This is a genomic window from Paraglaciecola mesophila, assembly GCF_009906955.1.
Lineage (GTDB): Bacteria > Pseudomonadota > Gammaproteobacteria > Enterobacterales > Alteromonadaceae > Paraglaciecola > Paraglaciecola mesophila_A.
The window spans coordinates 4,086,712-4,103,486 of the sequence record NZ_CP047656.1 but is presented as its reverse complement, the minus strand read 5'-3'; the positions used below and the strand labels follow the sequence as shown (position 1 = coordinate 4,103,486).

The 16,775-nt window shown below is 44.5% G+C and carries 13 protein-coding genes; 7 read left to right on the top strand and 6 right to left on the bottom strand.

Features of this window, described 5'->3' with window-relative positions:
- Positions 1–18 precede the first annotated feature (18 nt).
- From FX988_RS17415 to FX988_RS17395, 5 genes are all read right to left on the bottom strand, one after another.
- Positions 19–1,179, bottom strand: a complete 1,161-nt coding sequence (locus tag FX988_RS17415) for a PepSY-associated TM helix domain-containing protein (RefSeq protein WP_160181365.1) — start codon at positions 1,177–1,179, stop codon at positions 19–21.
- A 19-nt stretch (positions 1,180–1,198) separates the two neighbouring features.
- Positions 1,199–3,250 (bottom strand): TonB-dependent receptor domain-containing protein, encoded by a 2,052-nt coding sequence (locus FX988_RS17410; RefSeq protein ID WP_160181364.1) that lies wholly within the window; start codon positions 3,248–3,250, stop codon positions 1,199–1,201.
- 236 nt (positions 3,251–3,486) lie between these two features.
- Positions 3,487–4,341, bottom strand: a complete 855-nt coding sequence (gene djlA / locus FX988_RS17405) for a co-chaperone DjlA (RefSeq protein ID WP_160181363.1) — start codon at positions 4,339–4,341, stop codon at positions 3,487–3,489.
- 53 nt (positions 4,342–4,394) lie between these two features.
- Positions 4,395–5,111, bottom strand: a complete 717-nt coding sequence (gene murU, locus FX988_RS17400; protein ID WP_160182222.1) for an N-acetylmuramate alpha-1-phosphate uridylyltransferase MurU — start codon at positions 5,109–5,111, stop codon at positions 4,395–4,397.
- A gap of 46 nt (positions 5,112–5,157) precedes the next feature.
- The gene (locus tag FX988_RS17395) at positions 5,158–6,195 is read right to left on the bottom strand and encodes an aminoglycoside phosphotransferase family protein (protein ID WP_160181362.1); all 1,038 of its coding nucleotides are present in this window, start codon (positions 6,193–6,195) and stop codon (positions 5,158–5,160) included.
- A 97-nt stretch (positions 6,196–6,292) separates the two neighbouring features.
- On the opposite strand from FX988_RS17395, the gene FX988_RS17390 reads away from it, so the two are divergent.
- The 7 genes from FX988_RS17390 (at position 6,293) to FX988_RS17360 (ending at position 15,278) form a co-directional block, all read left to right on the top strand.
- Positions 6,293–8,557 carry an LPS-assembly protein LptD gene (locus FX988_RS17390; RefSeq protein WP_160181361.1) on the top strand — a complete coding sequence of 755 codons (2,265 nt, stop codon included), beginning with the start codon at positions 6,293–6,295 and terminating at the stop codon, positions 8,555–8,557.
- 68 nt (positions 8,558–8,625) lie between these two features.
- Positions 8,626–9,921: a peptidylprolyl isomerase SurA gene (surA, locus tag FX988_RS17385; RefSeq protein ID WP_160181360.1), complete on the top strand. Its 1,296-nt coding sequence runs from the start codon at positions 8,626–8,628 to the stop codon at positions 9,919–9,921.
- 3 nt (positions 9,922–9,924) lie between these two features.
- Positions 9,925–10,905, top strand: a complete 981-nt coding sequence (gene pdxA, locus FX988_RS17380; protein ID WP_160181359.1) for a 4-hydroxythreonine-4-phosphate dehydrogenase PdxA — start codon at positions 9,925–9,927, stop codon at positions 10,903–10,905.
- Positions 10,902–11,708 (top strand): 16S rRNA (adenine(1518)-N(6)/adenine(1519)-N(6))-dimethyltransferase RsmA, encoded by an 807-nt coding sequence (rsmA, locus tag FX988_RS17375; protein ID WP_160181358.1) that lies wholly within the window; start codon positions 10,902–10,904, stop codon positions 11,706–11,708. Before pdxA ends, rsmA begins: the two co-directional genes overlap by 4 nt.
- Positions 11,709–12,110, top strand: a complete 402-nt coding sequence (gene apaG, locus FX988_RS17370; RefSeq protein WP_160181357.1) for a Co2+/Mg2+ efflux protein ApaG — start codon at positions 11,709–11,711, stop codon at positions 12,108–12,110.
- Positions 12,111–12,123: 13 nt separating this feature from the next.
- Positions 12,124–12,927: a symmetrical bis(5'-nucleosyl)-tetraphosphatase gene (locus tag FX988_RS17365; RefSeq protein ID WP_160181356.1), complete on the top strand. Its 804-nt coding sequence runs from the start codon at positions 12,124–12,126 to the stop codon at positions 12,925–12,927.
- A 326-nt stretch (positions 12,928–13,253) separates the two neighbouring features.
- Positions 13,254–15,278, top strand: a complete 2,025-nt coding sequence (locus FX988_RS17360; protein WP_160181355.1) for a methyl-accepting chemotaxis protein — start codon at positions 13,254–13,256, stop codon at positions 15,276–15,278.
- A gap of 100 nt (positions 15,279–15,378) precedes the next feature.
- Here FX988_RS17360 and lysC read toward each other — a convergent pair whose 3' ends face one another.
- On the bottom strand, positions 15,379–16,737 hold the full coding sequence (gene lysC, locus FX988_RS17355; protein WP_160181354.1) for a lysine-sensitive aspartokinase 3: 1,359 nt from the start codon (positions 16,735–16,737) through the stop codon (positions 15,379–15,381).
- Between the last annotated feature and the right edge of the window lie 38 nt (positions 16,738–16,775).

Below are 16,775 nucleotides of genomic sequence, written 5' to 3'. Positions count from 1 at the left end.
TATGCTCCGCACAATGTTCTACAGCCCGATTTTTCTTTCGGACATTTGCTTTCGTTGTTTAGGTGCAATGACTAATCTTCGCCAAGCTAATAAAAACCCAGTGTAAACCAGTATACAGGCCATTAAAGACACAAAGCCTGCGATAGTCTGTCCGATGACACCAAAATATTCGCCCGTATGTAAAAAACGCGCAGTGCCCCACGCTTGCCCTGCGCGAGACCAATCTGATTTACGTAACACTTTGCTTATGTCACCCGTACGCGTATCAAAATACAACGAATAGGCTAGCTCTTGCCGATGCCCAATACTCTTGTCGATGTAAAAACGTGCTTCGTTATGCTCCTCTCCTATCTCTAACCACATGGAATGCCAATCGGCAAACTGATTGTCATTTGCATGCTGGACTGCGCGTTGAAACAACACTTCGTAGGGTATGACATCCGCTGCTAAACTTGTGACGTCTTCATGTTGCTCCCGCTCAGGTAGCGTTTCACCAAATGCGCCATATAACACCTCATTGGCCCAGGTGAAATGAAAGAGCGTGGCGCTAAGAGCAATAACAAATAGTGCTGGCAAACACCAAATACCAAAGACTAGGTGCCATTGCCGATGACGATGCTGGATGTTTTGGTAACGTTTGGGGAGCCAAAGAGCCTGTTTAAATGCCGTGCGATTAACGCGTTTAGGTAGCCACAAATACAACCCACTGAGCAACAAGAAGATAAACACTAAGTTTGCGTAAGCAGTGATATTTTTCCCAATAGCCCGTGAATCACCGGCGAGTAATAGATAGCGATGTAAATCAGTCACTTGGTGGAAAAACTCAGCAACGACACCTTCACCAACCCTTAGCACTTTGCCCGTATAGGGGTGAAGTAAATAGTTGTTTTTACCCGCCCATACAGGGATTGCCGCCCCCTTTTTGTTAACCCATCGAATATAAATATGGGGCTCATCAGGGTGGCGTTGTTGCAATACATTGACGACTTCATCAGTTGTTAGCCGCGACGCTGAGTCACTAGGTGACACGCGATAGTACATCTCACTCAATTCGACAATTTGCCTCTCATAGGTCAGTAAGACACCTGTAAAAGACATACTAAAAACAAAAAGGCCTGTCACCAGCCCTGTCACTAGGTGAGCCCAAAAGACCCACCTTTTAAAGGTGTTAACACTCATATCCTAAGATGTCGTAACGTTAAAAGTCGTACGACACAGACAATCGAATGTCTCTACCGGCTTCATACGGGCCAATGACCGTAGCAAACACCTCGCTATAGTCACCAACACTGGAGTGATCAATATACAATTTATCAAATAAATTGCTCACCGCTAAATTGAGCATTAGCTTATTCGTTACATGCCATTTTGCGTAAATATCCACAGTGGTGTAGCTTGGTTTGTTAAGTCGATACAAGGAATCCGTCCAGCCTAAATCTACGGCTTGATGTAGGGTGTCAATATCGATTGAATTCACTTTTGCCACGCTCAGCCCAACACTCAAATCAGATGAGATGTCATAATCAGCACCGGCTACCCAAGTGTCGCCTCGACTGTTTCCTAAGCCAACAAATTCATATCCGTTGATATCAATTGATGAATAACTAACATTGTACAGGTCGTCTCTAGGCTTTAACTCAGTATCAGCACTGGAAAAACCAAGGAATAAATCTAATTCATTCCAACGATAAGCAACATCAAACTCAATGCCACTTGTATCGAGTGTGCCGATATTGTTGAACACCGCATTGCCTTCATACCCTTCAAAAATAACGTTATCTAAAGAAGAGCGGTAAACGCTTAATTTGGCATTTAAGTTATTGGCACTGTATTCAATTGACGCTTCGATATTTTCAACGGTCTCGGGCACTAAATCCTCGGCCACAACAGGTATATCTGAGCCATCATACAAATATCCATCGATGGTAAAGCCATCACCAATTTGCTTGCCTCTTGCTGCTTGGGCAAAGCCTAATCCGAGTGTCCACTGTTGACTAAGTTCATATGCTAAACCTACATTAAAACTAAGCTCTGAGTCATCAATTGACGCTGCGACGTCCGTCACAGGTTCGCCATAATATTCGTCCAACAAAATATTTTGCTCAAAGTCGTAATCGTCATAGCGAACACCATAACTTAGCAATAACTGTGGAGTAATATCACTGTAACCTTGTACATAAATACCGAGTACGCTGCCTTCTTCAGCATTCTCAGTAGCGCCTTGGGCCGGCCCACTAGTGACTTCATCGTTACGATAGTCAATACCGTAGACAAATTTATGCAAGTCTGCCTCACTGGTATTGCGCAGATCAAAGCCGTAGGTATCGATTTCTGCTAGCCAATTAAAACGCCCACCGCGAAAAGAAGAGTCGGTTTGATATGCGGTTGCTTCAATATTCACTAAGGCACTGTGTGCAAAGCGGTAGTTAGCGACATAGGTATCACGCTGAGCTTCACTCGGATAAAGCGCATCCCCCTCTTGTACCGCCCAGTTAGGACGAGCTGAAAACTCACCTTTCTCATCGCGTTGCTCAACACTGAGCGACAAAAATTGATTTTCAGCGATATCACCACTGACCTTTAGAAACGCCATATCCTGATCAGCAGCGGTACCATATATCTCGTTGCCGTTACCATCTTCCATGTTGTCCCGGTCGATGGTGCTGTAGTAGCCAAGTACTCCCCAAGACTCACTTAGTTTGCCGTAAAGACTCCCGCTATAGCGGGTCGCATCGTTTGAAAAATAGTTTGCTTTCACTCGACCACCGAATTGCTCATCAGGCTTTAGCATGTCTTGTGCATCTTTGGTTTTAAAACGAATGGAGCCGCCTATCGCACCCGGTCCGCTTGTGGCTTCCCCTGCCCCCGCTTGCACATCTATTTGTTGTAGCAAATCAGGATCGATAGTCACCCGGCCTATGTGATGGAACAGTGTCGAGGTTTGCTGAGCGCCATCGACTGTGACATTTAAAAAGGCATCCTCTAAGCCGCGAATATAGATTTTTTGTGCTACCCCTACAGAACCGCCCACGCTAATGGAAGGTGAATAGCGGAAAATATCCGCAAGATCGCTCGCTTGATATTGCTCGATGTCTTCGGCGGTAATGCTAAGGTTGGTCGCTGCGCCCACAACCGATATTTTCTCGACTGCTGTCGCACTGCTCACTTCAGTTGTATCTGCATATGCACTGGTTAGCGCACTCGCGCTGGCTAATGTGCACATTGCACCGATGATCACGCGTGTTTTCAAGAAAAGCTCCCTATTGATTATGAATATTTCAAATAAGAAGCATTCTCATTAACTTGCAACGAAAAGCCTAGTACTTTTACATTTGTTACATTTACAGCGTTGGCACGTTCAAAATGCTTAGCGTTGGTACGTTTAAAATGCTTGAGGCATATTAAGAATACAAAGTGATGGGTACGAGCGGCGGCTTTGAAAATAGCCGCTCGCGAGTCATAAGGAGATGACGTGGAATTTTATGCTCAGCGCATGCCCCGCTTTTCTTTAATCATTTCATAGGCTGCTTGAATATCTTGTGCCTTATTTTTTGCGATTTCTAGCGCTTGCTTAGGTAGCCCTTTCGACACCAATTTATCCGGATGATTTTCACTCATCAATTTGCGATACGCTTTTTTCACGGCTTTATCATCATCTGATTCACTCACGCCAAGGATTTGGTACGCGTCCTTTAATGACTGTTGAGAAGAGTAGGTAGACTGACTTCCTTGATGGGTGCGATGGGAAGACTGACCGCTTCTTTGGCCACCACGCTGACGAAAGCGTATTTCGGCTTCATACACAGACAATAAGTAAAGTAATTCGTTTTGCTTGAATCCTAAGTGCAGCGCCGCGGTTTCAAGCACTTTTTGTTCGGCCTTATCTAATCTTCCATCAACATATGCCGCTTGAATGAGAATTTCTAAAAAGACCTGCAAAATATCTCTGCGACCATGGCAAGATTCTTTTAGCTCTAAAATAATGTCTTTTAACGCGAAATCAGCTTCTTTTCCATCGCGAAAGGCCTGCTGGGCTTCTTTACGCGTGTCTCCTTCTAGCCCCATCTGATCCATTAATGAGCTGGCCATTTTTATTTCTATATCGCTGACTTTGCCGTCAGCTTTCGCGATATGCCCCATGACCGAAAACAGGGCGTGAAAAAATATTGCCTGCTTTTTGAAATCATCTTGGCTGGTAAAAAATCCGCTGAAACCGCCCATTTGGTTAAAGTCTTGGCTATAGCCTTTGTCGAACATATGTCCGACGATAAAGCCTAAAATAGCGCCGGGGATGCGCCCGAACATAAAGCCAAAAATGGTGCCTAAAATCTTACCAATCATTATTTACCCTGTTTAAACATTTATTTACTCGCACACGCGTTATGCGCTCTATTTCAACGCTGCGCATTCAATTGCGTTAAGCGCTCAGGCGTACCTATATCAACCCATACACCTTGGTACAAACTTCCGCTTACTTGATTTTTTGTCATCGCGTCTACCAGCACAGGCGCTAAACGTTGACTTGCTTGCGATATATTGTCGAACAACGCTTTGCGGTACACACCGATACCGCTAAAGGTATACTTGTTTGAACGACACTGTTCTATTTTCGTGTCACCGCTTTGTTCTTTGCTCACATTACAACCATGCAAGTAAAAATCCCCCTCAGGGTTGTGTGGGGGGTTTGGCACTAATATCAAGTGGGCTAGCAGCAACTCTTTCTTTAAACCTGTAACGTGCTCTCTCAGGTTTTCGAGTAAATTGGCAAAGCAAATGTCAGTAAATACGTCACCATTGACCACTAAAAACGCATCGCTATCATTGTGTTCACACAAGTGCGGGAGTGCTTTTTTGATACCTCCTGCGGTTTCTAGTGCGGTTTCCTCTTTGGAATACACGATATCCACGTTAAATCGCGAGCCATTGCCGATACGCTGAACAATTTGCTCGCCAAGCCATGCATGGTTTATCACTATGCGTTTAATACCGGCGGCGGCTAAACGTTCGATATGGTATTCAATCAAGGGCTTGCCGTGTACTTCTAGCAAGGGCTTAGGCGTAGTATCGGTTAATGGCCGCATACGCTCGCCGCGTCCTGCCGCTAAAATCATTGCTGTATTAATCTGTTTATTCATTTATTAGTAGCGACTCAGTTGATTAGCGTTTACTGCCTGCAAGTAACACTACCTTACCTTTCGCTGAATTGGCTAACGCCAGTACACTCGGTAGAACTTCTTGTTCAACAAATTGTACGAACGCCTGAAGCTCGGGATATTGCTTACCTATATCCACCATATATCCCAAGGTTCGTGGAATATCCTCTAAATAGTCACTTTTTCCATCTCTGTGATGCAAACGAGCAAATATACCACTGGCTTTGATGTGCCGTTGCATGCCTGTTAGGTCAAACCAGCGAGTGAATTTAACAAGTGGGTATTGCGGATAAAACTGCTGTTGAAACGCAGCTAACCAATTGCTCACCCATTTATCGGGCCAACGTCGATAACAATCGCGCAGCAAAGACACCGCATCATATGTGATAGGGCCAACCACTGCGTCTTGAAAATCAATGACGCCAATCTCATTATTTTGTAGCATCATTAGATTACGGGAGTGAAAGTCGCGATGCACACCAACTTTAGGTTGCTCAAAGAAATTGTCTGCTAATACATTGAATGTATCGTTCAGCATAGCGTGCTGTTCAGCCGTCAAACGATACCCCAAATGCACATCTAATAACCATTGAGTGAATATTTCAAACTCTCGGGTAAATAGTTTGTGATCATAGGCGGGTAAAGTTGCTTGAGCTGTAGCTGTACATTGCTGTACCTTTGGCAAAAGTGCTAAGGCTTTTGGGTACAACTGGTGACAACTATGGTCATTTAGTTGATGAGCCAATTGCTCATCACCAAAATCATTGAGACAATAAAAGCCTAACGTGTGGTCTGCGGCCAATATATCCGGCACGCGCAAACCGTTAGCAGCGAAAGACTCTGCAACTAAGGCAAATTTTTCGCTGTCTTCAAACGTTGGTGGAGCATCTACTGCGATAATCGTGCGCTCATCAAAGGTGAAGCGAAAATAACGCCTAAAGCTGGCATCACCGTAAACCATGTGTAATTGTTGACACAAAAAAGGTGTGGAATGATTAATCCAATCCATCAATTGTGCTTGTCTTTGTGCCAATGGGCTCACTTAGGACCTCATGTTGGGGTAAAATTTGACAGCGAAGAATGGCGAAATATCGCTTTTTTTGCAAGTTTACTAGTAAATCTGCGCGAAACCCTTAAAATTGGAGCTTAACTCCCGTGACTTTAACCATTATCAGGCTGCCTTTTTACCCTACCGTATGAAAATCAAGCAACCTCTTCACGTGCTCTGTTTCTCGTTATGCTCACTTAGTGCGGCAGCTCAGGAAACATGTCCAGCACCTGCAAATACTTTCGTGGTAGAGAAGCGTCTGCCTAACGGACAAATTCAAGTTATATCTAATATGACCTCGATTCAGCAAGATAATTTCGCAGAATTTGAGGGCGAAGTAGAAATAACCAATAAAGATTCGCAAATTATAGCAAATCGAGCACAAATTGACCGTACGACCCAGCAGCTCATTGCAACAGGAGATGTTACCTATCAAACACCTGAGCTAAGTGTTACCAGTCAGAAAGTTCTGCTCAACACCCAAAACAACCGCATGGAAATTGCCGACACCCAATATGAATTAACGACGCTCAATGCGCGAGGGGACGCGGAACTTTTGGTTGTGGATCAAACTCAAGGTTTACAATTAAATGGCGTCACTTTTTCAACGTGCCCAACAGGCCAAGAAGATTGGTTAGTCCGTGCTGATAGCATCAAAGTCAAACCCGATGAAACACGCGGTGTCGCGCGAAACGCGGTGTTTTATGTGCAAGACATTCCGATTTTCTATCTTCCTTATTATTCTTTTCCAGTTACGGATGCAAGAGAGACTGGCTTGTTATTCCCCAAGGTAGGCAGCAGTAGTAGTACCGGATTTGCTTATGAGCAACCATACTATCTGAACCTAGACCAACAATATGATGCGACGATTACGCCTCGCTATATGACAAAGCGAGGGTTACAGTTAAAAACGGAATTTCGTTACCTAACTGAGCAAAACAGTGGTCAGATCGATATTGAATACTTGCCTAACGATTCTGACTCTAGCACCAATGAAGACCGCTACTTTTACAGACTCACCCATAAAGGGGCCTTATCCGAAAATTGGGAAGTAAATGTCGATTTCAACGGTTTGAGTGATGATAACTATATAGTTGACTTGGGCTCTAACTACTACAACTCAGCTGATACTCACTTGTTCAGAACCCTAGGCTTGCACTATTACTCTGATGCTTTGAATGTCAGTTTACAACTGCGGGACTTTGAAATTTTAGGTGATCATGACGATACCTACCGCGCTTTACCTGAGCTAAAGCTTGATTACACAAGTGACTTACCCGCTGGTTTTAAATTTGACATTCACTCGGAATTGGCTCGTTTTGACAATGCAAATGGCACAAGTCCTAAGGCGACTCGTGCCCATATAGCGCCCACTTTAAGCCTGCCACTTGAGAACAGTTGGGGCGAATTCCTCGCCGAAACATCCGTTATGCATACCGTATATCGCCAAGAAAACATCGAAGGAACCGACCTTTCTCGTGATGTGTCACGTACATTAGGTCAAGCCAAATTATACGGTGCCTTGGTGTTCGAAAGACAAGCTCATTGGTTCGGCTCAGATGTAACCCAAACGTTGGAGCCAAGAGCGCAATATTTGTATACCAGTTACCAAGACCAATCAGATATCGGCTTATATGATACAACTCGCTTATTTAACGATTTCGGTGGATTGTTCCGAGGTCAGGAGTTTACTGGGTTAGATCGTATCAGCGACCAAAATCAAGTGACCCTTGGTGTCACCTCGCGCATAATTGATAAAGATAATAGGGAACAATTTAAACTTAGCTTGGGTCAGATTTTCTATCTTGAAGACAACAAGGTCACAGCAGCAAGTAAAGAAGACGACAGGTCAGCCTTAGCAGCAGAGTTGGATTGGCGCATCGGCAGTAAGTGGCTAGCTCACAGCGAAGTGCAAGTATCCACCGAAACCGACAAAGTTGAGCGCAGTAGTATTGGCCTTGAATATCGACTAGCCAGAGACAAAATGGTGCAATTTAACCACAGATTTGTGCGGGATTTGTCTGGCGAGCAAATTAGTCAATTGGGGTTAACTGCCAGTTGGCCGATTACTCGCGACTGGTATTGGGTAGGCCGCTGGTATCGTGATATAGAGCGCCATCGGACCATCGAAAGCTACACAGGTTTTCAATATGAATCCTGTTGCTGGGCACTGCGCATTGTCGCTCAGCGTCAATTAACCAGTCGTTTTGATGATGACGGGCTACAAAGCACAGACGAGTTTGATTCAGGTATCGCCATTCAATTCTTGTTTAAAGGAATTGGCGGTGATAGTTCAGGGCGCGACATGTTAAGAGATGGATTGTTCGGCTATCGGCAGCCTTATCTGTTAGATTAGCCCCATGTACAATAAAAATATAACCCAAACACTTAGGTGTAAATTTTAATTAATAAGTAACCATAAATATGAAATTAACTGTAGTCACTTTTGCCCTTTTGGCATTTATTTCGTTTAGCACGTTCGCCAAGCAAACTCGCTTGGACAATGTGGCAGTGATCGTCGATCAGGGCGTGGTACTGGAAAGCCAAATTGAAGAGCTAGTCAGTACTGTAAAGCGTAACGCGATAACCAATAATCAAACTTTACCATCGGATCGCGTACTACGTACCCAAGCGATAGAGCGCCTGATCGTTGATAGTTTGCAAAGCCAAATGGCTGATCGCATGGGGATTCAAATTAGCGATCCTCAGTTAGATCAAACCATTGACAATATTGCAAGAGAAGACGGCACCACTGTTGAACAGCTGCGCCAAAGTCTTGCTTCTGAAGGCGTCAGTTTTGAAGTCTATCGTGAGCAAGTACGTAAAGAGTTGATCTCTGGTGAGGTTCGCCGTGCGAATGTTCGTCGTCGTATTTACATTACACCGCAAGAAATTAGTAATCTCGTTAAGTTAATTGACGAGCAAGGCGGCCAACAAGCTGAGTACCACCTTGGGCATATATTGATTGGCTTTCCGCCAGACCCAACTGATGCAGATGTAAGCAAAGCCAAAGACACAGCTGAAAAAGTGCTCGAATTACTGAATAACGGCTCCGAATTCGCCAAGATAGCAACAGCGTCTTCTTCTGGCTCTAAGGCCCTTGAAGGGGGGGATTTAGGTTGGATGAACATTAACTCTATGCCGACTCTGTTTGCCGAAGCCGTGCAAGGCGCAAGCAAAGATGATCTTATCGGCCCGATTCGCAGTGGCGCGGGTTTTCACGTATTAAAAATAATTGATATTCGCGGCATAGAAAAAGTTGAAGTAGCCGAACTTAAATCGCGTCATATTTTGATTAAACCTTCGGTGATATTGAGCGACGAAAAAGCTGAAAAAATGCTGATTGAATTCAGAAAACAGTTACTTGCAGGTGAAGCTGATTTTGCCGAATTGGCCAAAGAACATTCTGCTGATCCAGGCTCGGCGTTACGCGGCGGGGATTTAGGTTGGGCAGACCCTAACGTATATGTTCCAGCTTTTAGAGACACATTGCAGAAACTAGAGGTGGGCGAAATAAGCCAACCTGTACGCTCTACCCACGGTTGGCATTTAATGCAACTGATGGACAAACGTGTGCAAGACGCCACTGAAAAGCGCAAAGAAGACAAAGCGTATCAATTGTTGTTCCAGCGTAAGTTTGCTGAAGAAACCGAGGCTTGGTTAAAAGAAATGCGTGACAGCGCATACGTTGAATTACTTGATAAAAAAGACAACAGCTAAACGATGACCATTAAGCTTGCGATTACCCCGGGGGAACCTGCCGGGGTCGGTCCTGATTTAACGATTGCCTTAGCTCAGCAGCAATGGCAAGCCATCTTGGTAGTGGTTGCAAGCGCCGACCTTATGCGCGACCGTGCAAAGGCGCTGGGCATGCCACTCAATTTGTTGCCCTACAGCGAAAATTGTCAGGACATACAGCCCGCCGGCGCATTGTATATTGTGGATGTTCCGCTGTGCGCCAATGTCACAGCGGGACAGTTAAATGAAGCCAACAGTCAATACGTGCTCAATACGCTGCACCAGGCTTGCCAAATGAATTTACGTGGTGAGTGCCAAGCATTAGTGACAGGTCCAGTACACAAGGGCATTATCAATGAAGCGGGTATTGCGTTTAGCGGTCATACTGAATATTTCGCCGAGCAGTCAAATACGCCAGAAGTGGTGATGATGCTTGCTACCGAAGGTTTACGTGTGACACTTGCTACAACCCACATTCCACTAACGGCAGTTTCAGCTGCGATTACTGGGCCTAAGTTGGACCGGGTGATCCGTATTATAGATCACGATCTTAAAACCAAATTTGGTATTGACCAGCCTCATATTTTTGTCTGCGGATTAAATCCTCATGCCGGCGAAGATGGGCATATAGGCCGCGAGGAAATCGACACTATCATTCCGGCTCTCGAAGTATTGCGTCAAGATGGCGTTCGCCTCACGGGGCCGCTACCAGCGGATACAATTTTTAATCCGAAGTATTTACAACAAGCTGATACAGTACTTGCTATGTATCACGACCAAGGTCTTCCTGTGTTAAAATACAAAGGCTTTGGACAGGCAGTCAATATCACTTTGGGACTTCCCTTTATCCGTACTTCAGTGGATCATGGAACCGCACTCGATTTAGCCGCTACAGGCCAAGCCGATGTTGGTAGTTTCCGCATCGCTATTAAGGAAGCCATTTCTTTGGCAAAAAGTAAACAATGAGTAAACAACACTTAGGCCACACAGCCAGAAAACGTTTCGGTCAGAACTTTCTTCACGACCCTTACATCATCGATCAAATTGTCTCTGCCATTAACCCACAGAAGGGGCAAAATGTGGTGGAAATTGGCCCTGGTTTAGGTGCAATCACGGAGCCTGTGTGCGAACTCATCGATAAATTAACGGTAGTCGAGTTAGACCGTGACCTTGCCCAACGTTTGCGCACGCATCCCTTCATTGCCAGCAAGCTAAACATCGTTGAACAAGACGCCCTGAAATTTGATTTTTCTGAGCTGTTCAGTGAAGAAAACCCACTTAGGGTGTTCGGAAACTTGCCATACAATATATCGACTCCTTTGATGTTCCACTTGTTTTCCTTTGCTCATAAAGTACAAGACATGCATTTTATGCTGCAAAAAGAAGTCGTGAACAGACTTGCGGCCTCGCCGGGTAACAAAAATTACGGGCGTTTATCGGTCATGGCACAATATCACTGCCAAATTATGCCGGTTATCCACGTACCGCCAGGCGCGTTTAACCCACCGCCTAAAGTTGATTCAGCTGTTGTGCGCCTTATTCCTCATAAAGTAAGGCCTGTGGCGGTTAAAAGCGAAGAGGTACTCAATCGAGTCTGCGCCCAAGCATTTAATCAACGCCGCAAAACCATACGCAATAGCTTGAAAGAAAGCGTAAGTGAAGCACAACTGCTTTCATTGGATATTAATCCTGAGTTACGAGCTGAGAACTTATCATTGGCTCAATTCGGCCAAATAGCTGATCTTGCGTTTAGTGTTCAGGAGAATTAAATGACCACCCCTTTTGTTTCTGGTCACGAGCTAAGTGACAAAATCAATGTTAGTGTCAATACCCAACATTTGCCGGAGCATGCTGCCAACGAAGCAGATAAATATGCCTTTGCGTACGAAATTACCATAGCCAACAATAGCCACGAGAGCGTGCAACTGATCAACCGTTATTGGCTCATTATTGATGGAAATGGCAAACAATCTGAAGTTGAAGGTGCAGGCGTAATCGGTCAACAGCCACAAATAGACAGTGGAAATAGTTTTCAATACACCAGCGGCGCAGTACTTGATACCCCAGTGGGCTCTATGCAAGGTTTTTATGAGATGCAGGATAAAGATGGCGCACTGTTTCGCGTGCCGATTGATATTTTCCGCCTTGCTGTACCACACCTGATCAATTAAACCCGAATTCCTTATGGCTGATTACATCGTTGGTGATATACAGGGCTGCTTAAGCGGTCTAAAAAACCTGTTAAATAAAGTCGGGTTTGCCCCAGGAGCCGACACACTTTATGCTGTGGGTGATCTTATAGGACGAGGCTCTGAATCTTTAGACACGCTTCAGTATCTTTATGAGTTAGGTGATAGTTTTCAAACCGTTCTGGGAAACCACGATCTTAATCTATTAGCCATATATTGCGGTGTAAAACGCGCGAAAAAAGGCGATAAACTAGACAATGTAATTACCTCAGGGGATTTTGCCAAATATTGCCACTGGCTGCGTACAAAACCGTTGGCTATGTCCATCAACCACTCCATGCTTGTGGCCCACGCCGGCCTCTATCCCGCGTGGTCTTTTGACAAAGCAATCCAGTTAAGTACTGAAATAAGTGATGCATTACAAAGCGCACAATGGCAGCAGCTAATAAAAAATATGTACGGTGATAAACCAAGCCGCTGGCGTGATGATCTGACGGGTGAAGCACGGCAACGCTTTATCATCAACGCATTTACCAGGATGCGATTTTTGGAAAAAGACAATCGACTAGACTTCGATTGTAAAACCCACCCAAATGATGCGCCAAAATCCCTTACCCCTTGGTTTACAATCAAAAACCCACAGCTCGAAGCACAGCAAAAGGTTGTTTTTGGTCATTGGGCTGCGTTAGACGGCGAGACAAATAGCGAGACATTTATTGCTCTGGATACTGGGTATGTATGGGGTGGGCACATGACCCTACTGCGAATTGACACACACCAACAAATATCGACTCCCTAAGCCGTTACTTCCTCCAAGCCATTGTCGAATATTACCCTTTTTGTATTTCTCCGTTATTCCCAATAATAATTAGAGTAAAGTCGGAAAGTTAGTTAATGTAACTCGAATGTATGTCGATACTACATAGAAGAGATTAAGTAGCTGGTAAAGAAAAGATAAAAGACAGGTATTGTTTTCTATACCTAAAGGGCAAATGATATACGCCTAACCTAATGGAAGACAATGAGCTGTGTGTAACACTCGCTGGCTCAGCTTAACTTAGCTTGAATCGACAGCATCGTAATCGCTCGAACACATATAATAAACTCGTTTCTTGGAGATCACACATGAAAATGACAGTAGCTATGCGCGTTGTAGGTGGTTTCGCCATTATTACTTCGCTGCTTATCGTCATGGGAATATTTTCACTCGCCACGTTAAATGATATTGACGACGCCACTGAAGAGGTCAGTAACCTTGCATTTCCCACCGTAAGCGGAAGTAGTCAACTCAAGGTATCATTTCTCAATATGGGCCGTCTAACTGCTGAAGCCTACTATGGCGATGGGCTCAGTGGGCTAGATGAAAAGAATGAAGCGTTCAATAGTAGCCAAAGTATATTTGAAAGCGAGTTTAATACGTTAAAACGTGTGGTTAGCCAAGAGCCTGAGTTGAAGGCCTCATTAGCTGAGGTTGACACTATTTACGAAGACTACAAAGTAAACGTTCTGACGCTATTTAACAGCCGCCAGGACGACTTAACATTACGCAATACGCTAGAAGATCAGTTAGGGGATATAGAAGACAATGCTGACGATACATCGTCGCTAATCCTAGACTTCTCAGATTTGGACGAAGTACAAAATAACGCCCAGCTCACTAAAGCATCAGAATTAGCTAATCGTCTCGAAACAAACTTAATGTCACTTATCACTGTTAGTGCTGAATACATAAAAACCCAAAATCTGGTTAGAGCCGACACCTTGGGTAATGAAGTTAAATTGGTGCTTAATCAAATCCGTGAATCCTTGAGTGATATTCAAAATGCCGCTGGGGGCAGAGATCCGAGCGGTACCTTATCTGAGATATACCAGATGACCGGTTCAGTCTTAGATTTAGTCAGCTCCCCAACCGGCTTGTTGCAAAACCAAGTTCAAAAAATTAATAAACAAAACGATGCAACCGCGGCCTACAGGGCATCGGATGCCAATATTGAGCTCGCGATTACCAAACTGAATACCTTGTCGAAATTGGCTGACAACAAAGCTACCGTCGCCAAAGAATCAGTTAAGAGCTCTATCAGTTCAGGTAACTTAAAAACCATCTTTATTGTGATTATTTCAGTGCTGATTGCCAGTGTCATCGCATTCTTTGGCGTGCGTGCCATCATTAAGCCTCTACACAAAGTAAATGAGATGCTGAAAGTGGTTTCCTCTGGGGATTTGACCCGTCGTTTAGATGACTCGTCAGACGATGAGTTTGGAACACTTGCCACCAACTGTAACAACCTTATCGACAGTTTAAAGTTGCTTATTTCCGGGATAGGCTCTCGCTCAGCACAGCTAGCCGCGGCATCAGAAGAAACATCAGCAGTCACTTTGCAAACGACAACATCGATTCAAGAACAAAAATCTCAAATCGCCCAAGTCGCTACAGCAACCACGCAGATGCATAGCACGTCTATGGTTGTTAGCCAAAGTGCAGAAGATACGCTACGCCAAATTCAGCACGCTGATGAAGAGGCAGAGAAAGTTAAAGCCATTTCTGAAGAGAATATTCGAACTATTGAAGTGCTTGCGCGTGATGTTGAAGAAGCCGCTGAGGTCATTAATAAGCTTCATCAAGACAGTGCTAGCATAGGCGGCATTTTAGACGTTATTCGCGGCGTTGCTGACCAAACTAACTTATTGGCACTCAACGCAGCTATCGAAGCCGCTCGCGCAGGTGAACATGGTCGTGGCTTTGCCGTGGTAGCAGATGAAGTAAGAACACTTGCCAGCCGTACGCAGCAATCGACACAAGAAATCAATTCAATGATTGAAGTGCTTCAAGCCGGTGCTGAAAAAGCCGTCGCTGTGATGAATCAAGGCAAAGAACAAACCACTGTCTGTGTAGAGAAAACCGAAGGCTCTACCCGCGCATTACAACTCATTTCTGACGCGGTGCACAAAGCCTACGACGTTAGCTCACAGATTGCTCAGGCAGCGAAAGAGCAAAATGTGGTATCCCAAGAAATCAGTCAGAAGTTAGAAAACATAGTGAATATCGCTGAAGAAACCTCTGTAGGGGCGCATCAAACGTCTGAATCGAGTCACGAAGTGGCGAAGCTAGCCGAAGAACTGCAAAGCTCAGTACAACAATTTAAGGTGTAAACTTTGACGTTCAATGCATAGAACGCCTCGTTTGTTCAGCTAAAAACAAAAAAACCGCTACTTTTTGAGTTAGCGGTTTTTTTATGATTAAAGGTCTGAGTTATTCATCTTCAAACAAACTCTTATGCAGAGCTTTCACCACGTTTGAACTGTCTTTCTCACTCACTAACATAGACATGTTATGTACGTTCGCGCCAAAACATATCATGCGTAAGTTAAAATCAGACACCGCAGCAAATATACGGCTAGAGACGCCAGCAGCACTGTGCATATTGTTCCCGACCACGGTCACCAGATCAAAATGCTCTTCTAATTCAACTTCACAAATCTGACTAAGTTCTTCAATAGTTTCACGATTTAAACGCTGCAAGACTGAATTTGGCGGGTTGTCTAAGGTGAACGACACGCAAATTTCAGACGTGGTCACCAAATCAACACTCAAGTTATGTTTCGCAATAATGGTAAATACGTTCTGTAAGAAACCCTGAGCGTACATCATCTTAGGTGTTTTCACTGTCACCATAACCTGATCTTTTCGGCGCGTTATGGCTCTATAAGACGGTTCATGCTCACAATCACGTACAATCCAAGTACCGCCTTTTTCAGGCTCTTTACTTGAACCAACAAACACTTTGATGTTCTGACGAAGTGCAGGCTCCATGGTCGCAGGGTGTAAAACCTTAGCGCCAAATGTTGCCATTTCAGCCGCTTCTTCAAAGCTAAGTTCCGGTAAAGGACGGGCTGCATCTGTGATGCGTGGATCTGTGGTATACACGCCAATCACATCTGTCCATATTTCGCAGCTTTGCGCACCTAAGGCTTCTGCTAATAACGCGGCCGTGAAATCAGAACCACCGCGGCCCAGAGTCGTCGTATTGCCCGCTTCATCTGAACCAATAAAACCTTGTGTAACCAGCACAGTTTTGGCAATTTCAGGGGCCATCAATTGCGTGGCGCGCTGTTTGATTCCATCTAGCTGCGGTGCGGCTTGGCCAAATTCACTGTCTGTCAGCAACACTTTGCGCACGTCAAAGTTATCCGCTGGTAAACCTTGCTGAGTCAATACTTCACTGAATAACAACGAAGCCATGCGCTCACCGTGCGACAGCAAACTGTCTTTAAGATCTGGACGATGCAGGATTTCTTCATGAAACGCCAATTGCTTCAATGACTCAAGAAGTTCTAATAACTTATCGGCGACTAATTTTGGCGCACCTAAGTCATTTAAAATCGCGAATTCAATAGCTTGGATTTGCTCAACGTAAGCGGAAATTTCATCTTTGGTAAGTGCCTTATGGGCAAGCTCAACCAAAATATTCGTTACCCCAGCAGACGCACTGACCACAACTACTTTTGTATTGGGGTTACCCATGACAACTTTGGCGCAATTAAGCATGGTTGCGTAAGTTGCAACGCTGGTACCACCAAATTTAGCTACATTTATCGAAGAGTCACTCAATGTTTTTCCTAATTAAAATATGTACAAAAAAGATGCCA